General features: G+C 58.3%; 22 protein-coding genes and 1 pseudogene. 15 read left to right on the top strand and 8 right to left on the bottom strand.

What is annotated here, in order from left to right; genetic code table 11:
- The first annotated feature begins 63 nt into the window (after positions 1-63).
- The 6 genes from minC (at position 64) to ACIPLA_RS07530 (ending at position 4,707) form a co-directional block, all read left to right on the top strand.
- Positions 64-801 carry a septum site-determining protein MinC gene (gene minC, locus ACIPLA_RS07555; RefSeq protein WP_032830770.1) on the top strand — a complete coding sequence of 246 codons (738 nt, stop codon included), beginning with the start codon at positions 64-66 and terminating at the stop codon, positions 799-801.
- Between the two features lie 201 nt (positions 802-1,002).
- Positions 1,003-1,815 (top strand): septum site-determining protein MinD, encoded by an 813-nt coding sequence (gene minD, locus ACIPLA_RS07550; RefSeq protein WP_007898841.1) that lies wholly within the window; start codon positions 1,003-1,005, stop codon positions 1,813-1,815.
- On the top strand, positions 1,815-2,069 hold the full coding sequence (minE, locus tag ACIPLA_RS07545; protein ID WP_007898843.1) for a cell division topological specificity factor MinE: 255 nt from the start codon (positions 1,815-1,817) through the stop codon (positions 2,067-2,069). The genes minD and minE overlap by 1 nt, the downstream gene beginning before the upstream one ends.
- 182 nt (positions 2,070-2,251) lie before the next feature.
- Positions 2,252-2,887: an RluA family pseudouridine synthase gene (locus ACIPLA_RS07540; RefSeq protein WP_030131660.1), complete on the top strand. Its 636-nt coding sequence runs from the start codon at positions 2,252-2,254 to the stop codon at positions 2,885-2,887.
- A gap of 208 nt (positions 2,888-3,095) precedes the next feature.
- Positions 3,096-4,385, top strand: coding sequence for a M18 family aminopeptidase (locus tag ACIPLA_RS07535; RefSeq protein WP_123496236.1), 1,290 nt, complete (start codon positions 3,096-3,098; stop codon positions 4,383-4,385).
- 145 nt (positions 4,386-4,530) lie between these two features.
- The gene (locus tag ACIPLA_RS07530) at positions 4,531-4,707 is read left to right on the top strand and encodes a hypothetical protein (RefSeq protein ID WP_007898847.1); all 177 of its coding nucleotides are present in this window, start codon (positions 4,531-4,533) and stop codon (positions 4,705-4,707) included.
- A 52-nt stretch (positions 4,708-4,759) separates the two neighbouring features.
- On the opposite strand, the gene ACIPLA_RS07525 is transcribed toward ACIPLA_RS07530, so the two are convergent.
- Positions 4,760-5,473 (bottom strand): UTRA domain-containing protein, encoded by a 714-nt coding sequence (locus tag ACIPLA_RS07525; protein ID WP_007898856.1) that lies wholly within the window; start codon positions 5,471-5,473, stop codon positions 4,760-4,762.
- 350 nt (positions 5,474-5,823) lie between these two features.
- Between ACIPLA_RS07525 and ACIPLA_RS07520 the strand changes: the two genes are divergently transcribed.
- From ACIPLA_RS07520 to ACIPLA_RS07495, 6 genes are all read left to right on the top strand, one after another.
- The gene (locus tag ACIPLA_RS07520; protein ID WP_123496234.1) at positions 5,824-6,888 is read left to right on the top strand and encodes an ABC transporter substrate-binding protein; all 1,065 of its coding nucleotides are present in this window, start codon (positions 5,824-5,826) and stop codon (positions 6,886-6,888) included.
- 179 nt (positions 6,889-7,067) lie between these two features.
- On the top strand, positions 7,068-7,874 hold the full coding sequence (locus ACIPLA_RS07515) for an alkaline phosphatase family protein (RefSeq protein WP_218394253.1): 807 nt from the start codon (positions 7,068-7,070) through the stop codon (positions 7,872-7,874).
- 5 nt (positions 7,875-7,879) lie between these two features.
- Positions 7,880-8,716, top strand: coding sequence for an ABC transporter permease subunit (locus tag ACIPLA_RS07510; RefSeq protein WP_218395137.1), 837 nt, complete (start codon positions 7,880-7,882; stop codon positions 8,714-8,716).
- Positions 8,703-9,503 carry an ABC transporter permease gene (locus ACIPLA_RS07505; protein ID WP_218394252.1) on the top strand — a complete coding sequence of 267 codons (801 nt, stop codon included), beginning with the start codon at positions 8,703-8,705 and terminating at the stop codon, positions 9,501-9,503. The genes ACIPLA_RS07510 and ACIPLA_RS07505 overlap by 14 nt, the downstream gene beginning before the upstream one ends.
- Complete coding sequence (locus tag ACIPLA_RS07500) at positions 9,500-10,489, top strand: ABC transporter ATP-binding protein (RefSeq protein WP_007898867.1); 990 nt, start codon at positions 9,500-9,502, stop codon at positions 10,487-10,489. Before ACIPLA_RS07505 ends, ACIPLA_RS07500 begins: the two co-directional genes overlap by 4 nt.
- Before the next feature lie 34 nt (positions 10,490-10,523).
- Positions 10,524-11,177 carry an HAD family phosphatase gene (locus ACIPLA_RS07495; protein ID WP_123496224.1) on the top strand — a complete coding sequence of 218 codons (654 nt, stop codon included), beginning with the start codon at positions 10,524-10,526 and terminating at the stop codon, positions 11,175-11,177.
- 105 nt (positions 11,178-11,282) lie between these two features.
- Here the strand turns inward: ACIPLA_RS07495 and ACIPLA_RS07490 are convergent, their stop codons facing one another.
- Positions 11,283-12,245: a zinc-binding dehydrogenase gene (locus tag ACIPLA_RS07490; RefSeq protein WP_401172735.1), complete on the bottom strand. Its 963-nt coding sequence runs from the start codon at positions 12,243-12,245 to the stop codon at positions 11,283-11,285.
- A 138-nt stretch (positions 12,246-12,383) separates the two neighbouring features.
- On the opposite strand from ACIPLA_RS07490, the pseudogene ACIPLA_RS07485 reads away from it, so the two are divergent.
- Together ACIPLA_RS07485 and ACIPLA_RS07480 are read left to right on the top strand one after the other, a co-directional pair.
- Positions 12,384-14,465, top strand: a pseudogene (locus ACIPLA_RS07485) (carboxy terminal-processing peptidase).
- Between the two features lie 134 nt (positions 14,466-14,599).
- Positions 14,600-16,390: a bifunctional diguanylate cyclase/phosphodiesterase gene (locus ACIPLA_RS07480; RefSeq protein ID WP_218394248.1), complete on the top strand. Its 1,791-nt coding sequence runs from the start codon at positions 14,600-14,602 to the stop codon at positions 16,388-16,390.
- A 147-nt stretch (positions 16,391-16,537) separates the two neighbouring features.
- Here ACIPLA_RS07480 and ACIPLA_RS07475 read toward each other — a convergent pair whose 3' ends face one another.
- The 6 genes from ACIPLA_RS07475 to ACIPLA_RS07450 form a co-directional block, all read right to left on the bottom strand.
- Positions 16,538-16,867 (bottom strand): hypothetical protein, encoded by a 330-nt coding sequence (locus tag ACIPLA_RS07475; RefSeq protein ID WP_401172879.1) that lies wholly within the window; start codon positions 16,865-16,867, stop codon positions 16,538-16,540.
- Positions 16,868-17,365: 498 nt separating this feature from the next.
- On the bottom strand, positions 17,366-17,773 hold the full coding sequence (locus ACIPLA_RS07470) for a sel1 repeat family protein (RefSeq protein ID WP_401172733.1): 408 nt from the start codon (positions 17,771-17,773) through the stop codon (positions 17,366-17,368).
- The gene (locus ACIPLA_RS07465) at positions 17,774-18,145 is read right to left on the bottom strand and encodes a hypothetical protein (protein ID WP_007898892.1); all 372 of its coding nucleotides are present in this window, start codon (positions 18,143-18,145) and stop codon (positions 17,774-17,776) included.
- A complete protein-coding gene (locus tag ACIPLA_RS07460; RefSeq protein WP_007898894.1) occupies positions 18,142-18,483 on the bottom strand; it encodes a helix-turn-helix domain-containing protein in 342 nt (113 codons plus the stop codon). Before ACIPLA_RS07460 ends, ACIPLA_RS07465 begins: the two co-directional genes overlap by 4 nt.
- 115 nt (positions 18,484-18,598) lie before the next feature.
- A complete protein-coding gene (locus tag ACIPLA_RS07455) occupies positions 18,599-19,054 on the bottom strand; it encodes a YkvA family protein (RefSeq protein WP_007898895.1) in 456 nt (151 codons plus the stop codon).
- A 294-nt stretch (positions 19,055-19,348) separates the two neighbouring features.
- Positions 19,349-20,062: an FKBP-type peptidyl-prolyl cis-trans isomerase gene (locus ACIPLA_RS07450; RefSeq protein ID WP_007898896.1), complete on the bottom strand. Its 714-nt coding sequence runs from the start codon at positions 20,060-20,062 to the stop codon at positions 19,349-19,351.
- A 269-nt stretch (positions 20,063-20,331) separates the two neighbouring features.
- Here ACIPLA_RS07450 and ACIPLA_RS07445 point away from each other — a divergent pair, with 269 nt between their 5' ends.
- Entirely contained in the window at positions 20,332-22,164 is a 1,833-nt protein-coding gene (locus tag ACIPLA_RS07445; protein ID WP_401172729.1) for a di-heme-cytochrome C peroxidase, read from the top strand.
- Positions 22,165-22,166 lie beyond the last annotated feature (2 nt).

The raw sequence follows: 22,166 nt of genomic DNA, 5'->3' as shown, positions 1-22,166 counted from the left end.
GGCCTGCGGGCGTTCTCGTTATAAGTCTCGGCACTTTTAGTGACAAGCCGTTGTATGCCGACCATGAGCCAAACCGAACCGCTAGACCAAGATCCCGTGTTCCAGTTGAAGGGCAGCATGCTTGCCATTACGGTGCTGGAACTGGCCCGTAACGACCTTGAGAACCTTGATCGGCAACTGGCCGCCAAGGTCGCCCAGGCGCCAAACTTCTTCAGCAATGCGCCGCTGGTCCTGGCCCTGGACAAACTTCCGGCCAGCGAAGCCTCGGTCGATCTGCCGGGGCTGATGCGCATCTGCCGCCAGCATGGCCTGCGCACCCTGGCGATCCGTGCCAGCCGCATTGAAGACATTGCCGCCGCCATCGCCGTCGATCTGCCGGTGCTGCCGCCGTCCGGCGCCCGTGAGCGCCCGCTCGACCCGCACGAAGGCACTGTTGCGAAAAAACCGGAAAAACCACCGGAACCGACCATTAAACCGACCAAAATCATCACGTCGCCCGTACGCGGTGGTCAGCAGATTTATGCCCAGGGTTGCGATTTGGTGGTGATTTCGTCGGTCAGCCCGGGGGCGGAACTTCTCGCCGATGGGAACATCCATGTATACGGCGCGATGCGCGGTCGTGTCTTGGCCGGCGTCAAAGGTGACACGAAAGCCAGGATTTTCTGTCAGCAAATGACCGCTGAACTGGTCTCCATCGCTGGCCATTACAAGGTTTCCGAGGATCTGCGTCGTGATCCATTGTGGGGCGCGGGCGTACAAGTCAGCCTGTCGGGCGACGTGTTGAACATCATTCGGCTTTAACGGATACTGCCGCATTTTCCAAGCATCTCTAAAACGTAGCGAAAACGGCTCAAACGAAGTAGGAAAAAGGCCAAAAGCAGTGTTTACCGGGGGTAAACGCCGCTCAGAACCGGATTCCAGCCAAGGCTGTCCGACTGCAGTAGTTTTTCAAGAGATGTTTTTCAGGGGCTAAACGTCCTTTTTCCTTAGGGGTAAAACACCTTGGCCAAGATTCTCGTGGTTACATCCGGCAAGGGTGGTGTGGGTAAGACCACCACCAGCGCCGCTATCGGTACCGGCCTCGCTCTGCGCGGTCACAAAACAGTTATCGTCGACTTCGACGTCGGCTTGCGTAACCTCGACCTGATCATGGGTTGCGAGCGCCGCGTGGTGTATGACTTCGTCAACGTGGTCAACGGCGAAGCCAACCTGCAACAGGCTCTGATCAAAGACAAGCGTCTGGAAAACCTCTACGTACTGGCCGCCAGTCAGACTCGCGACAAAGACGCGCTGACTGTCGAAGGCGTCGAAAAGGTCCTGATGCAGCTCAAGGAAGACTTCGAATTCGTGGTCTGCGACTCTCCGGCGGGCATCGAGAAAGGCGCCCACCTGGCCATGTACTTCGCTGATGAAGCGATTGTAGTGACCAACCCGGAAGTCTCCTCCGTACGTGACTCGGACCGCATGCTGGGCCTGCTGGCCAGCAAGTCCCGTCGTGCCGAAAACGGCGAAGACCCGATCAAGGAACACTTGTTGCTGACCCGCTACAACCCGACACGCGTGAGTAACGGTGAAATGCTCGGCGTCGAAGACGTCAAGGAAATCCTCGCAGTAACCCTGCTAGGCGTGATTCCGGAGTCGCAAGCCGTCCTCAAGGCCTCCAACCAGGGCGTACCTGTGATTCTCGACGATCAGAGCGACGCCGGTCAGGCGTACAGCGATGCCGTTGATCGCCTGCTGGGTAAAACCGTGGACCATCGTTTCCTCGATGTCGAGAAGAAGGGATTCTTCGAGCGACTTTTTGGAGGTAGGTAATGAACCTTTTTGACTTCTTTCGTGCCAGTAAAAAGGTCAGCACCGCGTCGGTAGCGAAAGAGCGTCTACAGATCATCGTGGCGCATGAACGCGGCCAGCGCAGTACGCCGGATTACCTGCCAGCCTTGCAGAAGGAACTGGTGGAAGTGATCCGCAAGTACGTCAATATCGGGTCCGATGACGTGCACGTCGCTCTGGAAAACCAGGGCAGTTGCTCGATCCTGGAACTCAATATCACCCTGCCAGATCGCTGAGTCGATCCGGCGGGAGCCACGGCGGCTCAGGCTCTTACGCACTCCGTAGGAGCGAAGCTTGCTCGCGAACACAGGCACCTCGGTCTATCTGATAGACCGAGGTGACGCTTTCGCGAGCAAGCTTCGCTCCTACAGAGGGCGGGGCCTGAGCCGCCGTTGGCGTTTGTTACGAGGCTGTTTTAATGCCGTTGTCCAACATCCGCATCATTCATCAGGACGCCGCCGTACTGGTGGTGGACAAACCGACCCTGTTGCTCTCCGTCCCCGGCCGGGCCGATGACAACAAGGACTGCCTGATTACGCGCCTGCAAGAAAACGGCTACCCGGAAGCGCGAATCGTCCATCGGCTGGACTGGGAAACCTCCGGAATCATTCTGTTGGCCCGTGACCCGGACACTCATCGCGAGCTGTCTCGGCAATTTCACGACCGCGAAACCGAAAAAGCCTACACCGCCCTGTGCTGGGGACAACCGGAACTGGACAGTGGCAGCATCGACCTGCCCCTGCGCTACGACCCGCCGACCAAGCCACGCCATGTGGTGGACCACGAATTTGGCAAGCACGCCTTGACCTTCTGGCGTGTGCTGGAGCGTTGTGGCGACTGGTGCCGCGTCGAACTGACGCCGATCACCGGCCGCTCTCACCAGTTGCGCGTGCACATGCTTTCCATCGGCCACCCACTGTTGGGTGACGGGCTCTACGCCCATGAGCAAGCCTTGGCTGCCTGGCCACGACTTTGTTTGCACGCCAGCATGCTCAGCTTCACTCATCCCCAGACGGGCGAACGCCTGCGCTTCGAGTGTCCTGCACCGTTTTAACGGTCAATGAGCAACCTGTGGGAGCGGGCTTGCTCGCGAAGAGGGAGTGCCAATCGACATCTATGTCGACTGATACACCGCTTTCGCGAGCAAGCCCCACACAAGGAGATCTCTGGCAGGCACAGATTCGAGTGCACCCCAGCAGCAGTCCTCCGCCAATTCTGTGACCAATACGTTAAACTGGCGCCACTGCTGTCTGGAGCTACTTATGCGCGAAGAGTTGAACCAAGGCCTGATCGACTTCCTCAAGGCCTCCCCTACCCCGTTCCATGCCACTGCCAGTCTTGTCCAGCGCCTGGAAGCGGCCGGTTTCATGCGCCTCGACGAGCGTGAGCCATGGACCACCGAAGCCCATGGTCGTTACTACGTCACCCGTAACGACTCTTCGATCGTCGCGTTCAAAATGGGCCGTCATTCGCCCCTGCATGGCGGCATCCGTCTGGTCGGCGCGCACACCGATAGCCCATGCCTGCGGGTCAAACCCCAGCCGGAACTGCAACGCCAGGGCTTCTGGCAACTGGGTGTCGAAGTCTATGGCGGTGCACTGCTGGCACCGTGGTTCGACCGTGATCTGTCTCTGGCCGGTCGCGTAACCTTCCGCCGCGACGGCAAGGTCGAGAGCCAGTTGATCGACTTCAAGGCACCGATCGCGATCATCCCGAACCTGGCCATTCACCTCAACCGTGAAGCCAATATGGGCTGGGCGATCAATGCCCAGACCGAACTGCCGCCGATCCTCGCGCAATTCGCCGGTGACGAGCGCGTGGACTTCCGCGCCGTGCTCACCGATCAACTGGCCCGCGAACACGGCCTGAACGCTGACGTAGTGCTCGATTACGAGCTGAGCTTCTACGACACCCAAAGCGCAGCGGTCATTGGCCTGCATGGCGATTTTATTGCGGGTGCGCGCCTCGATAACTTGCTGTCGTGCTACGCCGGCCTGCAAGCTTTGCTGACGACCGAAACCGACGAAACCTGCGTGCTGGTCTGCAACGATCACGAAGAAGTCGGTTCCTGCTCGGCCTGTGGCGCCGACGGCCCGATGCTTGAGCAAACCCTGCGTCGTCTGTTGCCCGAAGGGGATGAATTCGTACGGACCATTCAGAAATCCCTGCTGGTTTCGGCCGACAACGCCCACGGCATGCACCCGAACTATGCGGACAAGCACGATGCCAACCACGGCCCGAAACTCAACGCCGGCCCGGTGATCAAGGTCAACAGCAACCAGCGCTATGCCACCAACAGCGAAACCGCCGGGTTCTTCCGCCATTTGTGCATGGCCGAAGAAGTGCCGGTGCAGAGCTTCGTGGTACGCAGCGACATGGGCTGCGGCTCGACCATCGGCCCGATCACCGCCAGCCACCTGGGCGTGCGCACTGTGGACATCGGTTTGCCGACGTTCGCCATGCACTCGATCCGTGAGTTGTGCGGCAGCCATGACCTGGCGCATCTGGTCAAAGTGCTGAGCGCGTTCTACGCCTGCCGCGAATTGCCGTAGTCCGAGCGAATCGCAACCTGTGGGAGCGGGCTTGCTCGCTCCCACACGGATTGCGCTGCTTCTGACTCACTTCTGACTCACATCACCACCGCTCATCCGAAAGCCGCCTAGACTTGCAGTACCCCTCTCCGACAAGGCTGTCACCATGATCTCGTTGTCTTCGTTCCACGCCATGCTGATCCCGATTCTTTCCGGGATGATCATGCTGGCCATCGGCTTCAACTTTCGCGACAAGAATGCCGGTGTGTTCGCGATGTGGGTTGGCATGCTGATGATCCTCGCCACTGTGATCTACAAGATCCTCGCCAAACTCAACGAATAAATCCTCGCGCCTGGCTCGCATTGATTTTGACGGGCTCAGTTGAATGTGTGTCCTACACCACATCCACCCCGACATGAATCGCATCATGGCGCCAGAACTCCAGGTCACAATCGATCAGTCGTTCGTGCTGATCATAATTGACCCGGGCAATCCGCAACCCCGGGCTGCCCACCGACACCCGTAAAGCCGCCGCGGCGTCCACCGATAACGCCGTCGGCACAATCTCGAAGCGCACCCGCCCGTAATGCAAGTCGTAATGCCGGGCATACAGTTCGGTCATCGACTGATTCAGATCGAAGTCCAGAATCCCGGGGAAAAACTGCGGGTTCAGGTAGTGCTCCACATACAACACCAATCGCCCGTCAATCCGTCGCGAGCGGCAGATCTGAATCACGCTCGACAGCGCCGGCAACTGCAACCAGGCACACACCGCCGCCGACGCCGGTTGCAACCGCGCCGAGATCACCTCGGTGGACGGCACTCGCCCCTGCGCACTGACCATCGCGTGAAAGTGGCTGCGCTGCATCAGGTTGTAAGCCAGCCTTGGTGGCGACACGAACCAGCCGCGCCGCTCCTCGCGATAAATCTGGCCCTGGGCCTCCAGCTGCAATAAAGCCTCACGCACGGTGATCCGCGTGGTACCGAACAACTCACTGAGCTTGCGCTCTGCCGGCAACTTGCTCCCGGGCGCCAACAGACCATGGTCGAGCTGTTCCTGCAGAACCTGCCCGATGGCTGTCACCGCTTTGGTGGTCTCGATGCGCATCAACGTTACCTATCTGGACTAGACCAGCACTGATTCAGGGCAGAACCGTGATTCAAATCGGCTCCTTCAACTGCCTGCAAGCCTAGGCACTGCATATGACTGACAGATGACAAAGCCGCCGAACGGTTGCGCCAGACACCTGCAATTTTATGGCCAAGTCCCTTTCATATCAGCTCTTTAGCCATGGTCTACGCTTATCTCGCACCTCGCGTATCCGAGCGCAGAAAATTCAGGCCGACCGGTCGTCGACATCAAAATGTCATCCAACCCGCCTAAATTGGCTCAGGTATTGCTGACCTAGACCAACACAACCGCAATCGCAGCGTTGAAAACGCCCAAAGGAGCTTCGGATGAAACAGTTTTTCCTGGCATCACTGTTAGGCTCGACCATTGCCCTGTGCACCACCGCCATGGCGGCGGATGATCTGAAAACCCTGGAAGCCGCTGCGAAAGCGGAAGGTGCAGTCAACAGCGTCGGCATGCCCGATGACTGGGCCAACTGGAAAGGCACCTGGGAAGACCTGGCCAAGAAATATGGCCTGAAACACATCGACACCGACATGAGCTCGGCCCAGGAAATCGCCAAGTTCGCCGCCGAAAAAGACAACGCCACGGCCGACATCGGCGACGTCGGTGCCGCGTTCGGCCCGATCGCGGTCAAGCAAGGTGTCGTGCAACCTTACAAACCCACCACCTGGGAACAGATTCCGGACTGGGCCAAGGACAAGGACGGCAACTGGGCGCTGGCCTACACCGGCAGCATCGCGTTCATCATCAACAAAAAGCTGCTGCACGGTTCTGAAGCGCCGACCAAATGGGCCGACCTCAAGACTGGCAAGTACAAAGTTTCTATCGGTGACGTGAGCACCGCCGCACAAGCGGCCAACGGTGTACTGGCCGCCGCCCTCGCCAACGGTGGCGACGAGAAAAACATTCAGCCAGCCCTGTTGCTGTTCGCTGACATCGCCAAGCAAGGCCGCCTGTCCATGGCCAACCCGACGATCGCCACCATGGAAAAGGGTGAAATCGAAGTCGGTGTGGTCTGGGACTTCAACGGTTTGAGCTACAAGGCCAAGATGGCGAATCCGGATGACTACATCGTGCTGATTCCGTCCGATGGCTCGGTGATTTCCGGCTACACCACCATCATCAACAAATACGCGAAAAACCCGAACGCCGCCAAGCTGACCCGCGAATACATCTTCAGCGATGCCGGCCAAATCAACCTGGCGAAAGGCAACGCCCGTCCGATCCGCGCTGAGCATCTGAAGTTGCCGGAAGAGGTCAAGGCCAAACTGCTGCCTAACGAGCAGTACAAAAAGGTCACACCGATCAAAGACGCCGACGCGTGGGAAAAGACCTCCAAGTCGCTGCCGCAGAAGTGGCAGGAAGAAGTCATTATCAATATGCCGTAACACGGTAGATCCCCATTCGGGGATCTGATGGAGATCCAATGTGGGAGCGGGCTTGCTCGCGAAGGCGGACTTACATTCAACACCTTTGTTGACTGACCCGCCGCTTTCGCGAGCAAGCCCGCTCCCACAGGGGATTGGTTGCGTATTTGAATCATCTGTTTTGCGGAGTCCCAGCCCCTATGAAGCACAACGTCATCCTTGTCGTGCTCGACGGCCTCAATTACGAAGTCGCGCGCCACGCCATGGGGCATCTGCAGGCTTACGTTGGCGCAGGACGCGCGGCACTCTACAAACTGGAGTGCGAACTGCCGGCCCTGTCCCGACCGCTTTATGAATGCATCCTGACCGGCGTTACGCCGATCGACAGCGGCATCGTTCACAACAACGTCTCGCGCCTGTCCAACCAGCGCAGCATCTACCATTACGCCACCGACGCCGGCCTGAAAACCGCCGCCGCGGCCTATCACTGGGTCAGCGAGTTGTATAACCGTTCGCCGTTCATGGCCGCCCGGGATCGTCATACCGATGACCCCAAACTGCCGATCCAGCACGGTCATTTCTACTGGAATGACCACTACCCGGACTCGCACCTGTTCGCCGACGCGGAAAACCTGCGCCTGCGCCACGAGCCGAACTTTCTATTGGTCCACCCCATGAACATCGACGACGCCGGGCACAAGCACGGCCTCGACACCTCGCAGTACCGCAACAGCGCTCGCTCAGCCGATATCATCCTTGCCGATTACCTGCAGGGCTGGCTCGACGCCGGTTACCAGGTGCTGGTGACGGCTGACCACGGCATGAACAACGACCGCTCGCACAACGGCCTGCTGCCCGAAGAACGCGAAGTGCCGCTGTTCGTCCTCGGCGATGCCTTCAGCTTCAACCAAAATGCCGCACCGAAACAGACCGAAATCTGCGGCACCGTCTGCGAACTGCTGGGCGTGCCCCACGACAAACCTGTGTGCCGGGAGCTGCTCAAGTGAATGCCATGACCCGCGGTAAATGGCTGGCCGCTTTGTGCCTGGTGCCCTTCGCGATTTTCTTCTTCGTGTTCCAGATTGCCCCGCTGCTCTGGGTAATGATCAACAGCCTTCAATCGGAAGAGTTCGGCTGGGGCCTGGCCAACTTCAGCAAAATCTTCAACTCGAGGTTCTATTTGCAGGCAATCCAGTACAGCCTCGAGATCAGTTTCTGGTCCAGTGTGTTCGGCATCATCATCGCCGTACTCGGCGCCTACTCCCTGCGCCGGGTCGACTCGAAACTGCGCAACTTCGTCAACGCCTTCGCCAACATGACCAGCAACTTCGCCGGCGTGCCCCTGGCCTTTGCGTTCATCATTTTGCTGGGCTTCAACGGCACCTTCACCATCATGCTCAAACAGGCGGGGATCATTCAGGACTTCAACCTGTACTCGAAAACCGGTCTGATCATTCTCTACACCTACTTCCAGATTCCCTTGGGCGTGCTGCTGCTCTACCCGGCTTTCGATGCCCTGCGCGAAGACTGGCGTGAGTCCGCCGAGTTGCTCGGTGCCAATGGCTGGCAATTCTGGCGACACATCGGTTTGCCGGTGCTGACCCCGGCGCTGCTGGGCACGTTCGTGATTCTGCTGGCCAACGCCCTCGGCGCGTATGCCACGGTCTACGCCCTGACCACTGGCAACTTCAACGTGTTGCCGATCCGCATCGCGGCAATGGTTTCCGGCGACATTTCCCTGGACCCGAACCTGGCCAGCGCCTTGGCCGTGGTGCTCGTGGCGTTGATGACCCTGGTAACTATCGTGCATCAGTTGCTGTTGAAGAGGAGCTACCATGTCTCGCGTTGAACTGGGGCCCGTCGGTGTCTATCACCGCGTCGTGGTGTATTTACTGTTTGCCATTCTGCTGTTGCCGCTGCTCGGAACATTGATCTACTCGATTTCCAGCAGTTGGTCCGCGACGATCATGCCCAGCGGTTTTACCTTCAAGTGGTACCTCCAGCTGTGGAGCGATCCGCGCTTTCTCGACGCGTTCGGTCAGTCCTTGCTGGTCTGCGTCGGCTCGCTGATTCTGTCGGTGGTGCTGATTCTGCCGCTGCTGTTCGTGGTGCATTACCACTTCCCGAAACTCGACGCTTTGATGAATATCCTGATCCTGCTGCCCTTCGCGGTGCCGCCGGTGGTGTCGTCGGTGGGGTTGTTGCAGCTCTATGGCTCGGGGCCGTTCGCGATGGTCGGCACGCCGTGGATTCTGATTGGTTGCTACTTCACCGTGGCGCTGCCGTTCATGTACCGGGCGATCACCAATAACCTGCAAGCGATCAACCTGCACGACCTGATGGACTCCGCGCAACTGCTCGGCGCCAGCACTTGGCAAGCGGCATTCCTGGTGGTGCTGCCGAACCTGCGCAAGGGTTTGATGGTGGCGTTGCTGCTGTCGTTCTCGTTCCTGTTCGGTGAGTTCGTGTTCGCCAACATCCTCGTCGGCACCCGCTACGAAACCCTGCAGGTCTACCTCAACAATATGCGGAACAGCAGCGGCCACTTCACCAGTGCGCTGGTGATCTCCTACTTCTTCTTTGTGCTGGTTCTGACCTGGGCGGCCAATATCTTGAACAAGGACAAAAGCGAATGAGCTATGTCAGCGTCCAACACCTTCAGAAAAATTACTCTGGAACTACCGTATTCAGCGACATCAACTGCGAAATCAAGAAAGGCGAATTCGTCACGCTTCTTGGCCCGTCCGGTTGCGGCAAGTCCACCCTGCTGCGTTGCATCGCCGGCCTGACCTCGGTGGACGGCGGCAAGATCCTGCTGGAAGGTCAGGACCTCGTCCCGCTGAGCCCGCAAAAACGCGGGATCGGCATGGTGTTCCAGAGTTATGCGCTGTTCCCGAACATGACCGTGGAGCAGAACGTCGCCTTCGGTTTGCGCATGCAGAAGGTCAACGCGGACGACAGCCACAAGCGCGTCGCCGAAGTGCTGGCACTGGTGGAGCTCAATGACTTCGCCGCCCGTTACCCGCATCAACTGTCCGGTGGCCAGTGCCAGCGTGTCGCCCTGGCTCGCTCGCTGGTGACCCGGCCTCGGTTGCTGTTGCTGGATGAGCCGCTGTCGGCGCTAGACGCGCGGATTCGCAAGCACCTGCGCGAACAGATCCGTCAGATCCAGCGCGAACTCGGTCTGACCACGATCTTCGTCACTCACGATCAGGAAGAAGCCCTGACCATGTCTGACCGAATCTTCCTGATGAATCAGGGAAAGATCGTACAAAGCGGCGATGCCGAAACCCTCTACACCGCGCCAGTCGATGTGTTTGCCGCAGGCTTCATCGGCAACTACAACTTGCTGGATGCCGACAGCGCCAGCAAGCTGTTGCAACGACCGATCACCCATCGCCTCGCCATTCGCCCGGAAGCCATCGAGCTAAGCCTGAACGGCGAGCTCGATGCGCAGATTCGCAGCCACAGCCTGTTGGGCAACGTGATTCGCTATCGGGTCGAAGCCCGGGGCGTGGAATTGGTGGTGGATGTGCTGAACCGTTCGGCGGCCGATTTACATCCTGATGGTCAGCGCCTGGCACTTTCCATCGATCCGACGGCCCTGTGTGAGGTAGCCTGATGACCTTGCTGATGTTGAAGAGAGAACTGCACTGATGGCCCTGGCAATTTTTGATCTGGACGAAACCCTGATCCACGGCGACTGCGCCACCCTCTGGAGCGAGCAAATGGGTCGCCTGGGCTGGGTTGATCCCGAGTCGTTCATGCGTCAGAACAACGAACTGATGGACGCTTACAGCCACGGCAAGTTGCGCATGGAGGAGTACATGACCTTCAGTCTGGAACCGATGATCGGTCGCACGCCGCAAGAGGTCGAGCACTTGGTCGCGCCTTGGGTAGAAGACTTCATCGAGCCGATCATTTTCAGCGACGCCACCAAAGCCATCGCCGCCCACCGCAAGGCCGGCGACCGGATCCTGGTGATCTCGGCCTCGGGCACGCATTTGGTCAAGCCGATTGCCGACCGCTTGGGCATCGACGAGATTCTCGGCATCGAGCTGGAACTGTTGCATGGGGTGTACAGCGGCCACACCGTTGGCACCCTGACCTACCGCGAAGGCAAGATCACCCGGTTGCTGGAATGGCTGGATGCCGAAGAGGAAAATCTGGAAGGCGCGAGTTTCTATTCCGACTCACGCAATGACTTGCCGCTGCTGCTGAAAGTGGACTTTCCGCATGTGGTGAATCCGGATCCGGTGCTGCTCGAACACGCCGAAAAGGCGGGCTGGCCAATCCATATCTGGAAATAACCAAGAACCCATGTGGGAGCGGGCTTGCTCGCGAAGGCGGTGTGTCATTCAACATTAATGTCGACTGATACACCGCCTTCGCGAGCAAGCCCGCTCCCACAGGGTTCAGGTCAGGCTTTCGTCAATTATCAACACCAACTTCCCCGACACCTTATTGGTCGCCAGTTCCGCAAATGCCGCTTCGGCATCCTTGATCGCAAATGTCCTGGCCAGTTGCGGGCTCAAACGCCCTTCGGCAAACAGCGGCCAGACATGCTGGCCGAGATCGCTGAACAAATCGGCCTTGAACTGCTCATCGCGGTTGCGCAAGGTTGAACCCAGCAGTTGCACACGTTTGGCCAGTACCTGCGCCAGATCCAGCTGCGCCTCGCGACCGCCCATCAAACCGATCAGCACCCAACGACCATCGCGAGCCAGCAGCTTGAGGTTCAATGCCGCGTAACTGCCACCCACCGGGTCGAGGATCACGTCGAACGGCGCAAGATCATTCAAGCTGTCCAGATCACCATTGCGCACCACTCCTCCCTGCGCGCCCAACGCTTCGCAGTAAGCCAGACGCTCGGCAGAACCGACGCTGACCCAGCACGGGTTACCAAACGCCTTGCACAGCTGAATGGCAGCTGAACCGATTCCACTGGCGCCGGCGTGCAGGAGAACTTTCTCACCCGGTTTGAGCGCAGCCAGTTGAAACAAATTCAGCCAAACGGTTGCATACACTTCCGGCAACGCGGCCGCCTCGGCCAGGGACAAACCTTCGGGAACCGGCAACACATGCCGTCCGTCGACAACTACCTCTTCGGCCATCCCACCCCCGGCCAGCAAGGCGCAAACCCGATCGCCGACCTGCCAGGAAGAGCCCGGACCGACCTCGCTGATCACCCCCGAACACTCAAGACCCAGTACTTGACTGGCCCACGGCGGTGGCGGATAAAGTCCTGCTTTCTGTAACAAATCAGCGCGATTGAGTCCTGCTGCCGCCACTCGGATGCGAACTTGTCCTACATCGCACGTAGGACTCGGCTCTTCAACCCACTCCACTCGCCCCTCAACGCCTTGCAATGCTTTCACAGTGCCTCCATAGTGAGTCTGGACTGAGCCCGAAGCTGTAGCGCCGGGCTTTTTGCATTATGCGACCGGTCCTTGTGGATCCGGCGACTTCAAAGACGGCCTAATATGCGTTATCAATTGTCCCCGCGTCGAATCAGCATGAAGCATCTGCTCCCCAGCACCGCCCTCGCTCTTGTCATTGGTCTCGGTCTTTTGCCGATGTCGAGCAATTCGTTCGCAGCCAACAGCTGGGACAAGCTTCAGCCCGATCGTGACGAAGTAATCGCCAGTCTGAACGTCGTCGAATTGCTCAAGCGTCACCATTACAGCAAACCACCACTCGACGATGCACGCTCCGTGATCATCTACGACAGCTATATCAAGCTGCTGGATCCATCGCGTAGCTATTTCATGGCCAGCGATATTGCCGAATTCGACAAATGGAAAACCCAGTTTGACGACTTCCTCAAAAGCGGCGACCTGAACGCCGGGTTCACCATCTACAAGCGCTACCTGGACCGCGTCAAGGCGCGTCTGGACTTTGCCCTTGCCGAGCTGAACAAGGGCGTCGACAAGATCGACTTCACCGCCAAGGAAACCTTGCTGGTCGATCGCAAGGATGCCCCTTGGCTCAAGACCACCGCCGAGCTGGACGACCTGTGGCGCAAACGCGTCAAGGACGAAGTGCTGCGGATGAAGATCTCCGGCAAAGAGTCGAAGCAGATTCAGGAAACCCTGACCAAGCGTTACAAGAATCAGCTGTCGCGTCTGGACCAGACCCGTGCGGAAGACATCTTCCAGGCGTACATCAACACCTTCGCCATGTCCTACGACCCGCACACCAACTATCTGTCGCCGGATAACGCGGAAAACTTCGACATCAACATGAGCCTGTCCCTGGAGGGCATCGGCGCCGTGTTGCAGAGCGATAACGATCAAGTGAAAGTCGTGCGCCTGGTGCCTGCCGGCCCGGCCGACAAGACCAAGCAGGTTGCACCGGCCGACAAGATCATCGGCGTGGCCCAGGGCAACAAAGAGATGGTCGACGTGGTCGGCTGGCGCTTGGACGAAGTGGTCAAACTGATTCGTGGCCCCAAAGGCACCGTGGTGCGCCTGGAAGTGATTCCGGCCAGCAACGCGCCGAACGACCAGACCACCAAGATCGTGCCGATTACCCGCGAAGCGGTGAAGCTCGAAGATCAGGCGGTGAAGAAGTCAGTTCTCAACCTCAAGCAGGATGGCAAGGACTACAAACTCGGCGTCATCGAGATCCCGGCCTTCTACCTGGACTTCAAGGCCTTCCGTGCTGGCGATCCGGACTACAAGAGCACCACCCGCGACGTCAAGAAGCTGCTGACCGAGCTGCAGAAAGACAAGGTCGACGGCGTGGTCATCGACCTGCGCAACAACGGCGGCGGTTCCTTGCAGGAAGCCACCGAGCTGACCAGTCTGTTCATCGACAAAGGTCCGACCGTACTGGTGCGTAACGCCGATGGCCGGGTCGATGTGCTGGAAGATGAAAACCCGGGCGCGTTCTACAAAGGCCCGATGGTGTTGCTGGTCAACCGTTTGTCCGCCTCGGCTTCGGAGATTTTCGCCGGCGCCATGCAGGACTACCACCGCGCGCTGATCATCGGCGGCCAGACCTTCGGCAAAGGCACCGTGCAGACCATTCAGCCGCTGATCCTTGGCGAACTGAATCTGACCCTGGCCTAGTTCTACCGGGTTTCCGGCCAGAGCACCCAGCATCAGGGCGTGCTGCCGGACATCGATTATCCGTCGATCATCGACACCAAGGAAATCGGCGAAAGCGCCCTGCCGGAAGCCATGCCGTGGGACACCATTCGTGCGGCCATCAAGCCTGCGCTTGACCCGTTCAAACCGTACATCACGCAGCTCAAGTCCGAGCATGACGTACGCACGGCCAAAGACGCGGAGTTCGTGTTCATCCGCGACAAACTGGCCCTGGCGCAGAAGTTGATGAGCGAAAAAACCGTCAGCCTCAATGAAGCCGAGCGTCGTGCACAACATGCCGATATCGAAGCCAAGCAACTGGCCATGGAAAACATCCGTCGCAAGGCCAAGGGCGAAGAACCGCTCAAAGAGCTGAAGAAAGAAGACGAAGATGCCATCGCGGCCGAGCAGGACAAGACCAAGCCAGAAGACGATGCTTATCTGAGCGAGACGGGGCGGATTCTGCTGGATTACTTGAAACTCAACACCGCGGTTGCCAAGCACTAAGTGGTTACAATCAGAATGATGGCAATTTAATGCTGACGCTCCCCGGAGCGTCATCAAACAGACATCATTCTGTCGTGAAATAAAGGACTGGGTGCACCTTGCACCCGGTCCTTTTTTTATCGCCAGAGAACGCCATGACCACAACCGAACAGCTGAGTGCCTTGAGCTCAATATTGACTCAAAGCGGTTTGCACAGCCTGTTCCAGCCGATCATTTCCCTCTCTGAACGACGTATCGTTGGCTACGAAGCCCTCAGCCGCGGCCCCTCCAACAGTCCGCTGCACTCCCCTGTTGCCCTGTTCGCGGTAGCTCGCCAGGCCGGTCGCCTCAGCGAACTGGAAATCGCTTGCCGTCAAAGTGCTTGCCGACGCTTCAATGAACAGCAACTGCCCGGCAAACTCTTCCTCAATGTCTCCCCGGAATCCCTGCTCGAAGCCGCCCACCAACCCGGACGCACTTTGCAACTGTTGCAGGATTTCGGCATCCCACCGAGCCAAGTGGTCATTGAACTCACCGAACAGACCCCGACCGACGATTTCCAGTTGCTGCAAAACGCCCTGCATCACTATCGGGCAATGGGCTTTTCCATTGCACTGGATGATCTGGGTGCCGGTTATTCGAGCTTGCGCCTCTGGTCTGAATTGCGCCCGGATTACGTCAAGATCGATCGGCATTTTATCGATGGCATTCACCAGGACGCGCTCAAGCGTGAGTTCGTCGGTTCGATCCTGCAGATCGCCAAGGCTTCGCGAGCAAAAGTGATCGCCGAAGGCATCGAATTGCCGGAAGAACTGGCGGTGTTGACCGAAATGGGCGTTGATCTGCTGCAAGGCTATCTGCTCTGCCGGCCCCAGGAGCATCCGCCCCGAGATGCCCGAACTTTCATACCCAAACCAAACAGCGTCGCCGCAATACTAAACGAAGAAGTCAGCGACCTCAGCGCCCTGCTCAACGACCAACCGGCGGTGACCAGTGACACCCCGACCGCCACCGTGCTGGAAGCCTTCCGCCGCCAGGCCAACCTGAACTCCCTGGCGGTGCTCGACAAACAGGGCCAACCCTGTGGCATCGTCCACCGCCATTCGCTCTCGGACGCCTTGCTCAAGCCCTTTGCCACTGACCTGTTTGCCCGCAAGCCGATCAGTCGCTTGATGAGCGACGACTTCCTCGCTGTGGAGTTGAGCCAGTCGCTGCAACAGGTCAGCCGCTTGATCACCAGCCGCGCTCGCCAGCGCATCGAAGAAGACTTCATCATCACCCTCAATGGCAGCTACTTGGGGCTGGGCCGAGTGATCGACGTGCTCAAGCTGATTACCGAACTGAAAATCCAGCAAGCCCGCTACGCCAACCCGTTGACCCTGCTGCCGGGCAACGTACCGATCCAGCAATGCCTGACACGGCTGCTGCAACAGGAACGGGAGTCGGTGATCTGTTACGTCGACATCGACAGCTTCAAACCCTTCAACGACATCTACGGCTACGGTCGCGGGGATGAAGTCCTACTGTGTCTGGCGCAATGCCTGAACGACCGCATCGACCCATCTCGCGACTTCGTCGGCCATATCGGCGGCGACGACTTCCTGCTGGTGCTCGGCCCGGAAGACTGGCGCAAACGCCTGAACCAACTGCTGGACGACTTCCACAGCCAATGCCGACGCTTTTACCGCAGCGAACACCTGGAAGCCGGCTGCTTCATCGCACCCAACCGCCAAGGCGTAAGACAGGAATTTTCGCTGCTGTCCCTGTCCATCGGCGTGGTGCATTTGCATCCACAGGCCTGTGCACAGCTCGATGCAAGCCAATTGGCGGAAATGGCATCACAGGCCAAGCATCACGCGAAGAATGTGCCGGGGTATAGCGTGCATGTGATTGATAGCCTGGCGGTGCCCGGAGCTGAAGAAGAACTGCTCATTGGGCATCGCTGATTGAGCTGACGCCTTCGCGGGCAAGCCTCGCTCCTACAGGTATTGTGTCGTTCGCAATATCCACAAACGACACAATACCTGTAGGAGCGAGGCTTGCCCGCGAAGAGACCCGCTCAGGCACCACAAATTTCCAGGACTAATCCGTCACTAGACATCGCCCAAAGGCCGAGCCCGCAACCGCCGCCCAATCACATCCAGCACATCACAGCCATCGCGCAGCGGAATGGCACAGAGCAAGGCAAAGTCGCTGAGTATCGTCGAATCACACTCTACTGAGCCGCGCATGGACAGGTTCTCAAGCACCTGGGTGACGGCACGAATTCTATAGCCGGCAGCGTCATACAAAACATCGAGCGGCGCATGGGTATCGACGAACAGGGTAGGCATGTCACTGCAATTGCTGGTGAGCGCCATGAAGCGGTTTTTGGGGTGGGGAATTGGTTTTTCGTAGGGTGGATCAGGATGAAGTGTTGGCATTTGAGACCTTCCGATGAAAATGGGAGCTGCCAAAAGCCTTCCTACAGGCTTGGGTGGCAGCTATGCGCGGGGTAGGAATACCGAGCATCGGAAACTCGACCACGCCGAAGCGTGCCCGCGCACAGCCGCCGTAACGGATCTTACGGACGCCCATTGACGGCCGCAAACCAGGTTTCGACGATTACGCATTACCGATGCCAATAAAGGGTTCCTACACCCCACCACTGAATTTTCAGTGACCATCAAAGGCTATCGGGTGAACTCATCTCGCACCAGTTCATGAAAACCGCTACAACTTGAAGGAAATCTCCGATGGATCTACACAGCAATAAACGCGCGAGACTTTGCGGGGGATCAATCAGGAAAGAAGTCGGGAAAGGATGATGTTGCTGTAGGGCGATTCGCTAAAAGCGATCAACTAATTACCAAAGCAACCAGAAACAAAACGTGGCGGTAGGTTTCCCTCACGCCACGTTAATTTGTCAGATACTCAATTATTTAATCTGCAGAACCACGGGACGCCAACTCTTTCAACTTAAGTTCAGCCAGCGGATGCCCGGCCTTCGCCGCCATTTCCCACCAGCGAGCCGCTTCCACCGGGTCCGGCGCCTTGCTCGGCGTTCCCGCAAGGCTGATCACCCCAACCTGATACGCCGCTTTCGCATCCCCCGCCAACGCGGCCAGGCGCAGTAATCGCACACCCTCCTCGCGCGCGCCAAGACCGACGCCGCGAAAGGTCAGAATATGGCCGTAGAAGCTCTGGGCGCCGACATCACCCAGGTTCGCCATACGGGCGAACTGGCCCTCGAGCCAATTCCAGCCTCGCGGCTGACGCACAAACCACGACCAGTGGAACAACCTGCGGGCCAGCCAGTAACTGGCCCGCGCCTTGAGTCGTAAAAACACTCAGGCTTCCGCCGACTCGGGGTACTCGTATTCGAACACCCGCACCACTTCCGAGGCGTGCCAGGACGCGGCAGCCACGCCATCGGACGGGCCGGAAAAGCGCCCGAGGCGCTCGACACATTCAAAGAAGCCGGTGCGCGGCAGGCGGCTGGCCCCCTGGCTGATCACCAACGAGCTGCGCAACGGCTGCTCGGCTCTGGCATCCAGCGCGGCCAGGTGCTCAAGGGCTGCGGTCAAGGTTTGCATGGCCGGCGTGGGTAGCTGCAAACGCTCCAGCAACGCCCGATAAGTCAAAAGATGGCGCTGACGACGCGCCTGATCCAGCTCCCCCAGCAATCCATCCCAATGTTGACGACTGATGCGTACGCTCACGATTCATCCCTCCATCCTGGCACCGTCAATTCCCAGGCGAGGCTGCGGCGAATAGCAGCGTCGGGTTGACGCTCACCGCTTTCGATCAAGGCGAGATATGACGGACTGATGCCTACCGTGCGGGCGAGCGCCTCAATGGCGATGCCCTTCCCTTCGCGCAAATTGCGTAGTTGATCCAGACCCGGAAGAATCTGGTCTGGTGCCGCCGCGGGAGGCGCTGTGGCGTCACGCGGTGGTTGTTGCTTGATGCCTGCTGCTTTCAGTAGAGCCTGATACTGAGCCCATGGCAGAACCGCATATTCGGGCTCGCCTTCGCGTGTAATTATCTGAATATCCATGACTACCCCGTAGGACAACGACACTTAGCGAGTCGGCGCTTTTCCTTAGAAGTGTAATCCTAACAGCGGCCAAGGTCGCGGGGGGGGATGAATATCTGGAGGATTTTGAATTGGCTCAGTTTTTTTTCGGCCCCTGAAGCTGCAGTTGTTCGGGGGTATCAGGCAAGCGTTCGACTACCGCAAGCTTCTCCGGCAGCTGACGCTTGCGCCAGGCGCGGAAGGCGTTGAGCTCGTCATCGAGAACTTTCATCAACCAGGCCAGTACGGCAATGTCGTCGAGCATGCCGAATACCGGGATGAAATCCGGGATGGCATCTACCGGGCTCAGGAAATACATCAGGCCAGCCACCACCGAGACCAGTGCTTTTGGGCTGATGGCCCGGTACTCGCCACGCCAGTAGGCCAGGCAGAGTGCCTGCAACAAACGCAGATCATCTTTGAGTTTGCCCAGACGATTACCCTGGCTGGCACCTTTGCTGGCAACCGCGAACAGCAGGGTCGGCAAACGACCACGGGCGAGCAGGCGTCCGGCCAGAGGCAGGAAACGAGCAAAATTCCAGGGCGTTTTCATTTATTACTCCCACTGAAATGTTATCCACACAAATTGTGGATAACCTTGTGAACAGAGCTGCATTTCACCGCTGAAAGCCCCGTTTCATAAGGGCCTGACTCAGATCGGGCGTTTTTTACTCACATAAAAAAACCCAAGATTTCATTGACTTGGCGTTCTGGCCCGTCTAGCTCGAGCGCCCTCACTGGCTATGACTTCAGCGTACCGCATCCGTTCGCTTTGTTTACCTCCACTGAACGCCAGATGCAACAACGCCCCGCATAAGCGAGGCGTTGTTTTTAAAGCAGACGCGAATTACTTGGGGGCGTCTTGTTTTGCTGGATCCTTGATGGCCAGCAGCTCCAGGTCGAATACCAGTACCGAGTTGGCTGGAATCGCCGGGCTTGGGCTTTGGGCGCCGTAAGCCAGTTCGCTAGGGATGTACAGCTTGTACTTCTCGCCAACGTGCATCAGTTGCAGGCCTTCGACCCAACCCGGAATCACACCGCTGACCGGCAGATCGATCGGGCTGCCGCGCTCGACGGAACTGTCGAAAACGGTGCCATTGGTCAATTTACCGGTGTAGTGAACAGTCACTACGTCGGTCGGCTTAGGCTGAGCGCCGTCGGCTTTCTTGACCACTTCGTATTGCAGGCCGGAAGCCGTGGTGGTGACACCCGCTTTCTTGCCGTTCTCTTCGAGGAATTTCTTGCCAGCGGCTGCCGACTCTTCGCTCATCTTGGCCAAACGCTCTTCAGCACGCTTTTGCAATGCTGCGAAGGCTTCAACCAGCTCTTCATCTTTCAGCTTCTGTTCTTTCTTGCCGACGGCATCTTCGATGCCCTGGGCTACCGCTTTGGAATCCAGGTCATCCATGCCTTCCTGAGCCAGGCTTTTGCCCATGTTCAGGCCGATACCGTAGGAAGCTTTTTGCGCCGGGGTTTTCAGCTCTACGCTGGTCTGCGAATCACAACCCGCAAGTACCAGGCCAACCAGGGCCACCGCCGCCGCCAACCGATGCTGTTTCATGCTATTTCCTTGTTCATGCGCCTAAAGGGCAATCGAGTAAAGCCGCGAGCTTATCAGGCCGCCACGACCAATGGCTACCGGCATGAGAGCAGGAAACGTCTGATAAGTTCAGGTGTTTAAACGCATTTTGGCTATAGAAGGATGAAGCTTCTGTCATTTCGCTCTTACGAACTCAAGCGCCGCTTCCCACAGACTCTGGGGTAATGGCCTCTTGCCGCACTTCTTGAGCTGAGGCATAAGGGAGCTACAAACTGACAAGGATGTTTATCGTGCGCCTCAAATTCCGCTTGCTGATCCTCATCGCAGTATTGCTGGGGCTGGGCCTCGCCGTAGTGCTGTATTACGTCGCCAACCCGAAATTGCCGGCCTGGTCACCGGCGCAACAGGTAAATTACCTGGAGCAATGGAGCGCCGCCGACCGACAGGCTTACTACTTCACACCTCAAGGTACCCAGGTCAAAGGCTTGCGTTATGACTGGTTCAATGCCCTGGAATTGCCCTTCTCGCAAAAACGATTCGCCGCTCCTGAATACCTTGCACGCTTTGGTTTTCTGATCGACCCGAGCCAGAAAGCCATGCAGAACAATCCTGGTAACCTGCCCGTCGGTTTTGCCCGTCATCAAAACCCCGGCAGCCAGGACGAGTTTCTGGACATCACGTGCGCCGCCTGCCACACCGGCGAATTACGCTTCAATGGCCAGGCTGTGCGCATCGACGGTGGCTCGGCCCAGCATGTGTTGCCCTCCAGCGTCCCGACCCTGCGTGGCGGCAGTTTCGGCCAGGCACTGGTGGCCAGCCTCGCCTCGACTTACTACAACCCCTGGAAATTCGAACGTTTCGCCCGCAACGTTCTGGGTCAGGACTACGACGCACGGCATCAACAACTACGCCAGGATTTTAAAGTCTCACTCGATACCTTCTTGAAAGTGGCCTGGAACGACACCCATCGAGGCCTTTACCCCACCGAAGAAGGTCCCGGTCGCACCGATGCTTTCGGGCGCATTGCCAACGCCAGCTTCGGCGACGCGATTTCACCCGCCAACTATCGGGTGGCCAACGCTCCGGTGGACTACCCGCAACTGTGGGACATGTGGACCTTCGACTGGGTGCAGTGGAACGGTTCGGCGCAGCAACCGATGGCCCGTAATATCGGTGAGGCCTTGGGTGTGGGCGCCACGCTGAATTTCTTCGACAGCAGCGGGCAGCCGCTCAAGGGCGACGACCGCTACCCCTCCAGCGTCCGGGTGCGCGATCTGCATCGGATCGAGGAAACCCTGCAACGACTCAAACCGCCTGCCTGGCCGGAAGCCCTGCTGGGCAATATTGACAAGCCCCTGGCCGCAAAAGGCCGCGAACTGTTCGCTGAAAATTGCGCCGGGTGTCATGTCCCCCGCGTCACCCAAAGCGACGGCAGACCAGTGCAACATCTGAAATTGCTGCCTGTGGAGGTCATTGGCACAGACCCCGGCGCCGCCAACAACATTGCCGATCATCGCTTCGATCTGACGGCTTTACAGTGGGATCCGGCAGAGCTTGCGCAACTGGACGTAAAACTGCATCCCAAACCCACAGAACCCTTGGATATGAGCCAATTGTCCGTGGCCAAGGGACTGGCTTACGTCACTGCTTTCGTGGGCAACCAGGCCTACCGCGAAGCCAAAGTGACACCCGCAGAGCGCCCGAACCTGGACGGATTCGGCCTGCCGATCGGCGTTCAGGAGTTGCGTAGCTACAAGGCCCGACCTTTGGCGGGCGTCTGGGCCACGCCGCCGTTTCTGCACAACGGTTCGGTACCGAGCCTTTATCAATTGCTCTCGCCACAAAGTGAACGCGCAACCACGTTCTACAAGGGCACCTTCGAATATGACCCTAAACACTTGGGCTATCGCACCGAAGCCTTCACCAACGGTTTTGTGTTCGACACGCGCATTACCGGTAATCACAACAGCGGCCACGAGTTCCGCGCAGGTGAACGCGGTAACGGCGTCATTGGTCGTCTGCTGCAACCGGAGGAACGCTGGGCGCTGCTGGAATACCTGAAAGTGTTGGGCGGCCCGATGGAGTCGCAATTGCCAGACCGCCGTCTCAGTCAAAAGGATTGACC

This window comes from Pseudomonas sp. NPDC086112 (assembly GCF_044746425.1).
GTDB lineage: Bacteria > Pseudomonadota > Gammaproteobacteria > Pseudomonadales > Pseudomonadaceae > Aquipseudomonas.
The sequence above is the reverse complement of the archived record's forward strand: the minus strand, read 5'-3'. Positions and strand labels throughout refer to the sequence as shown.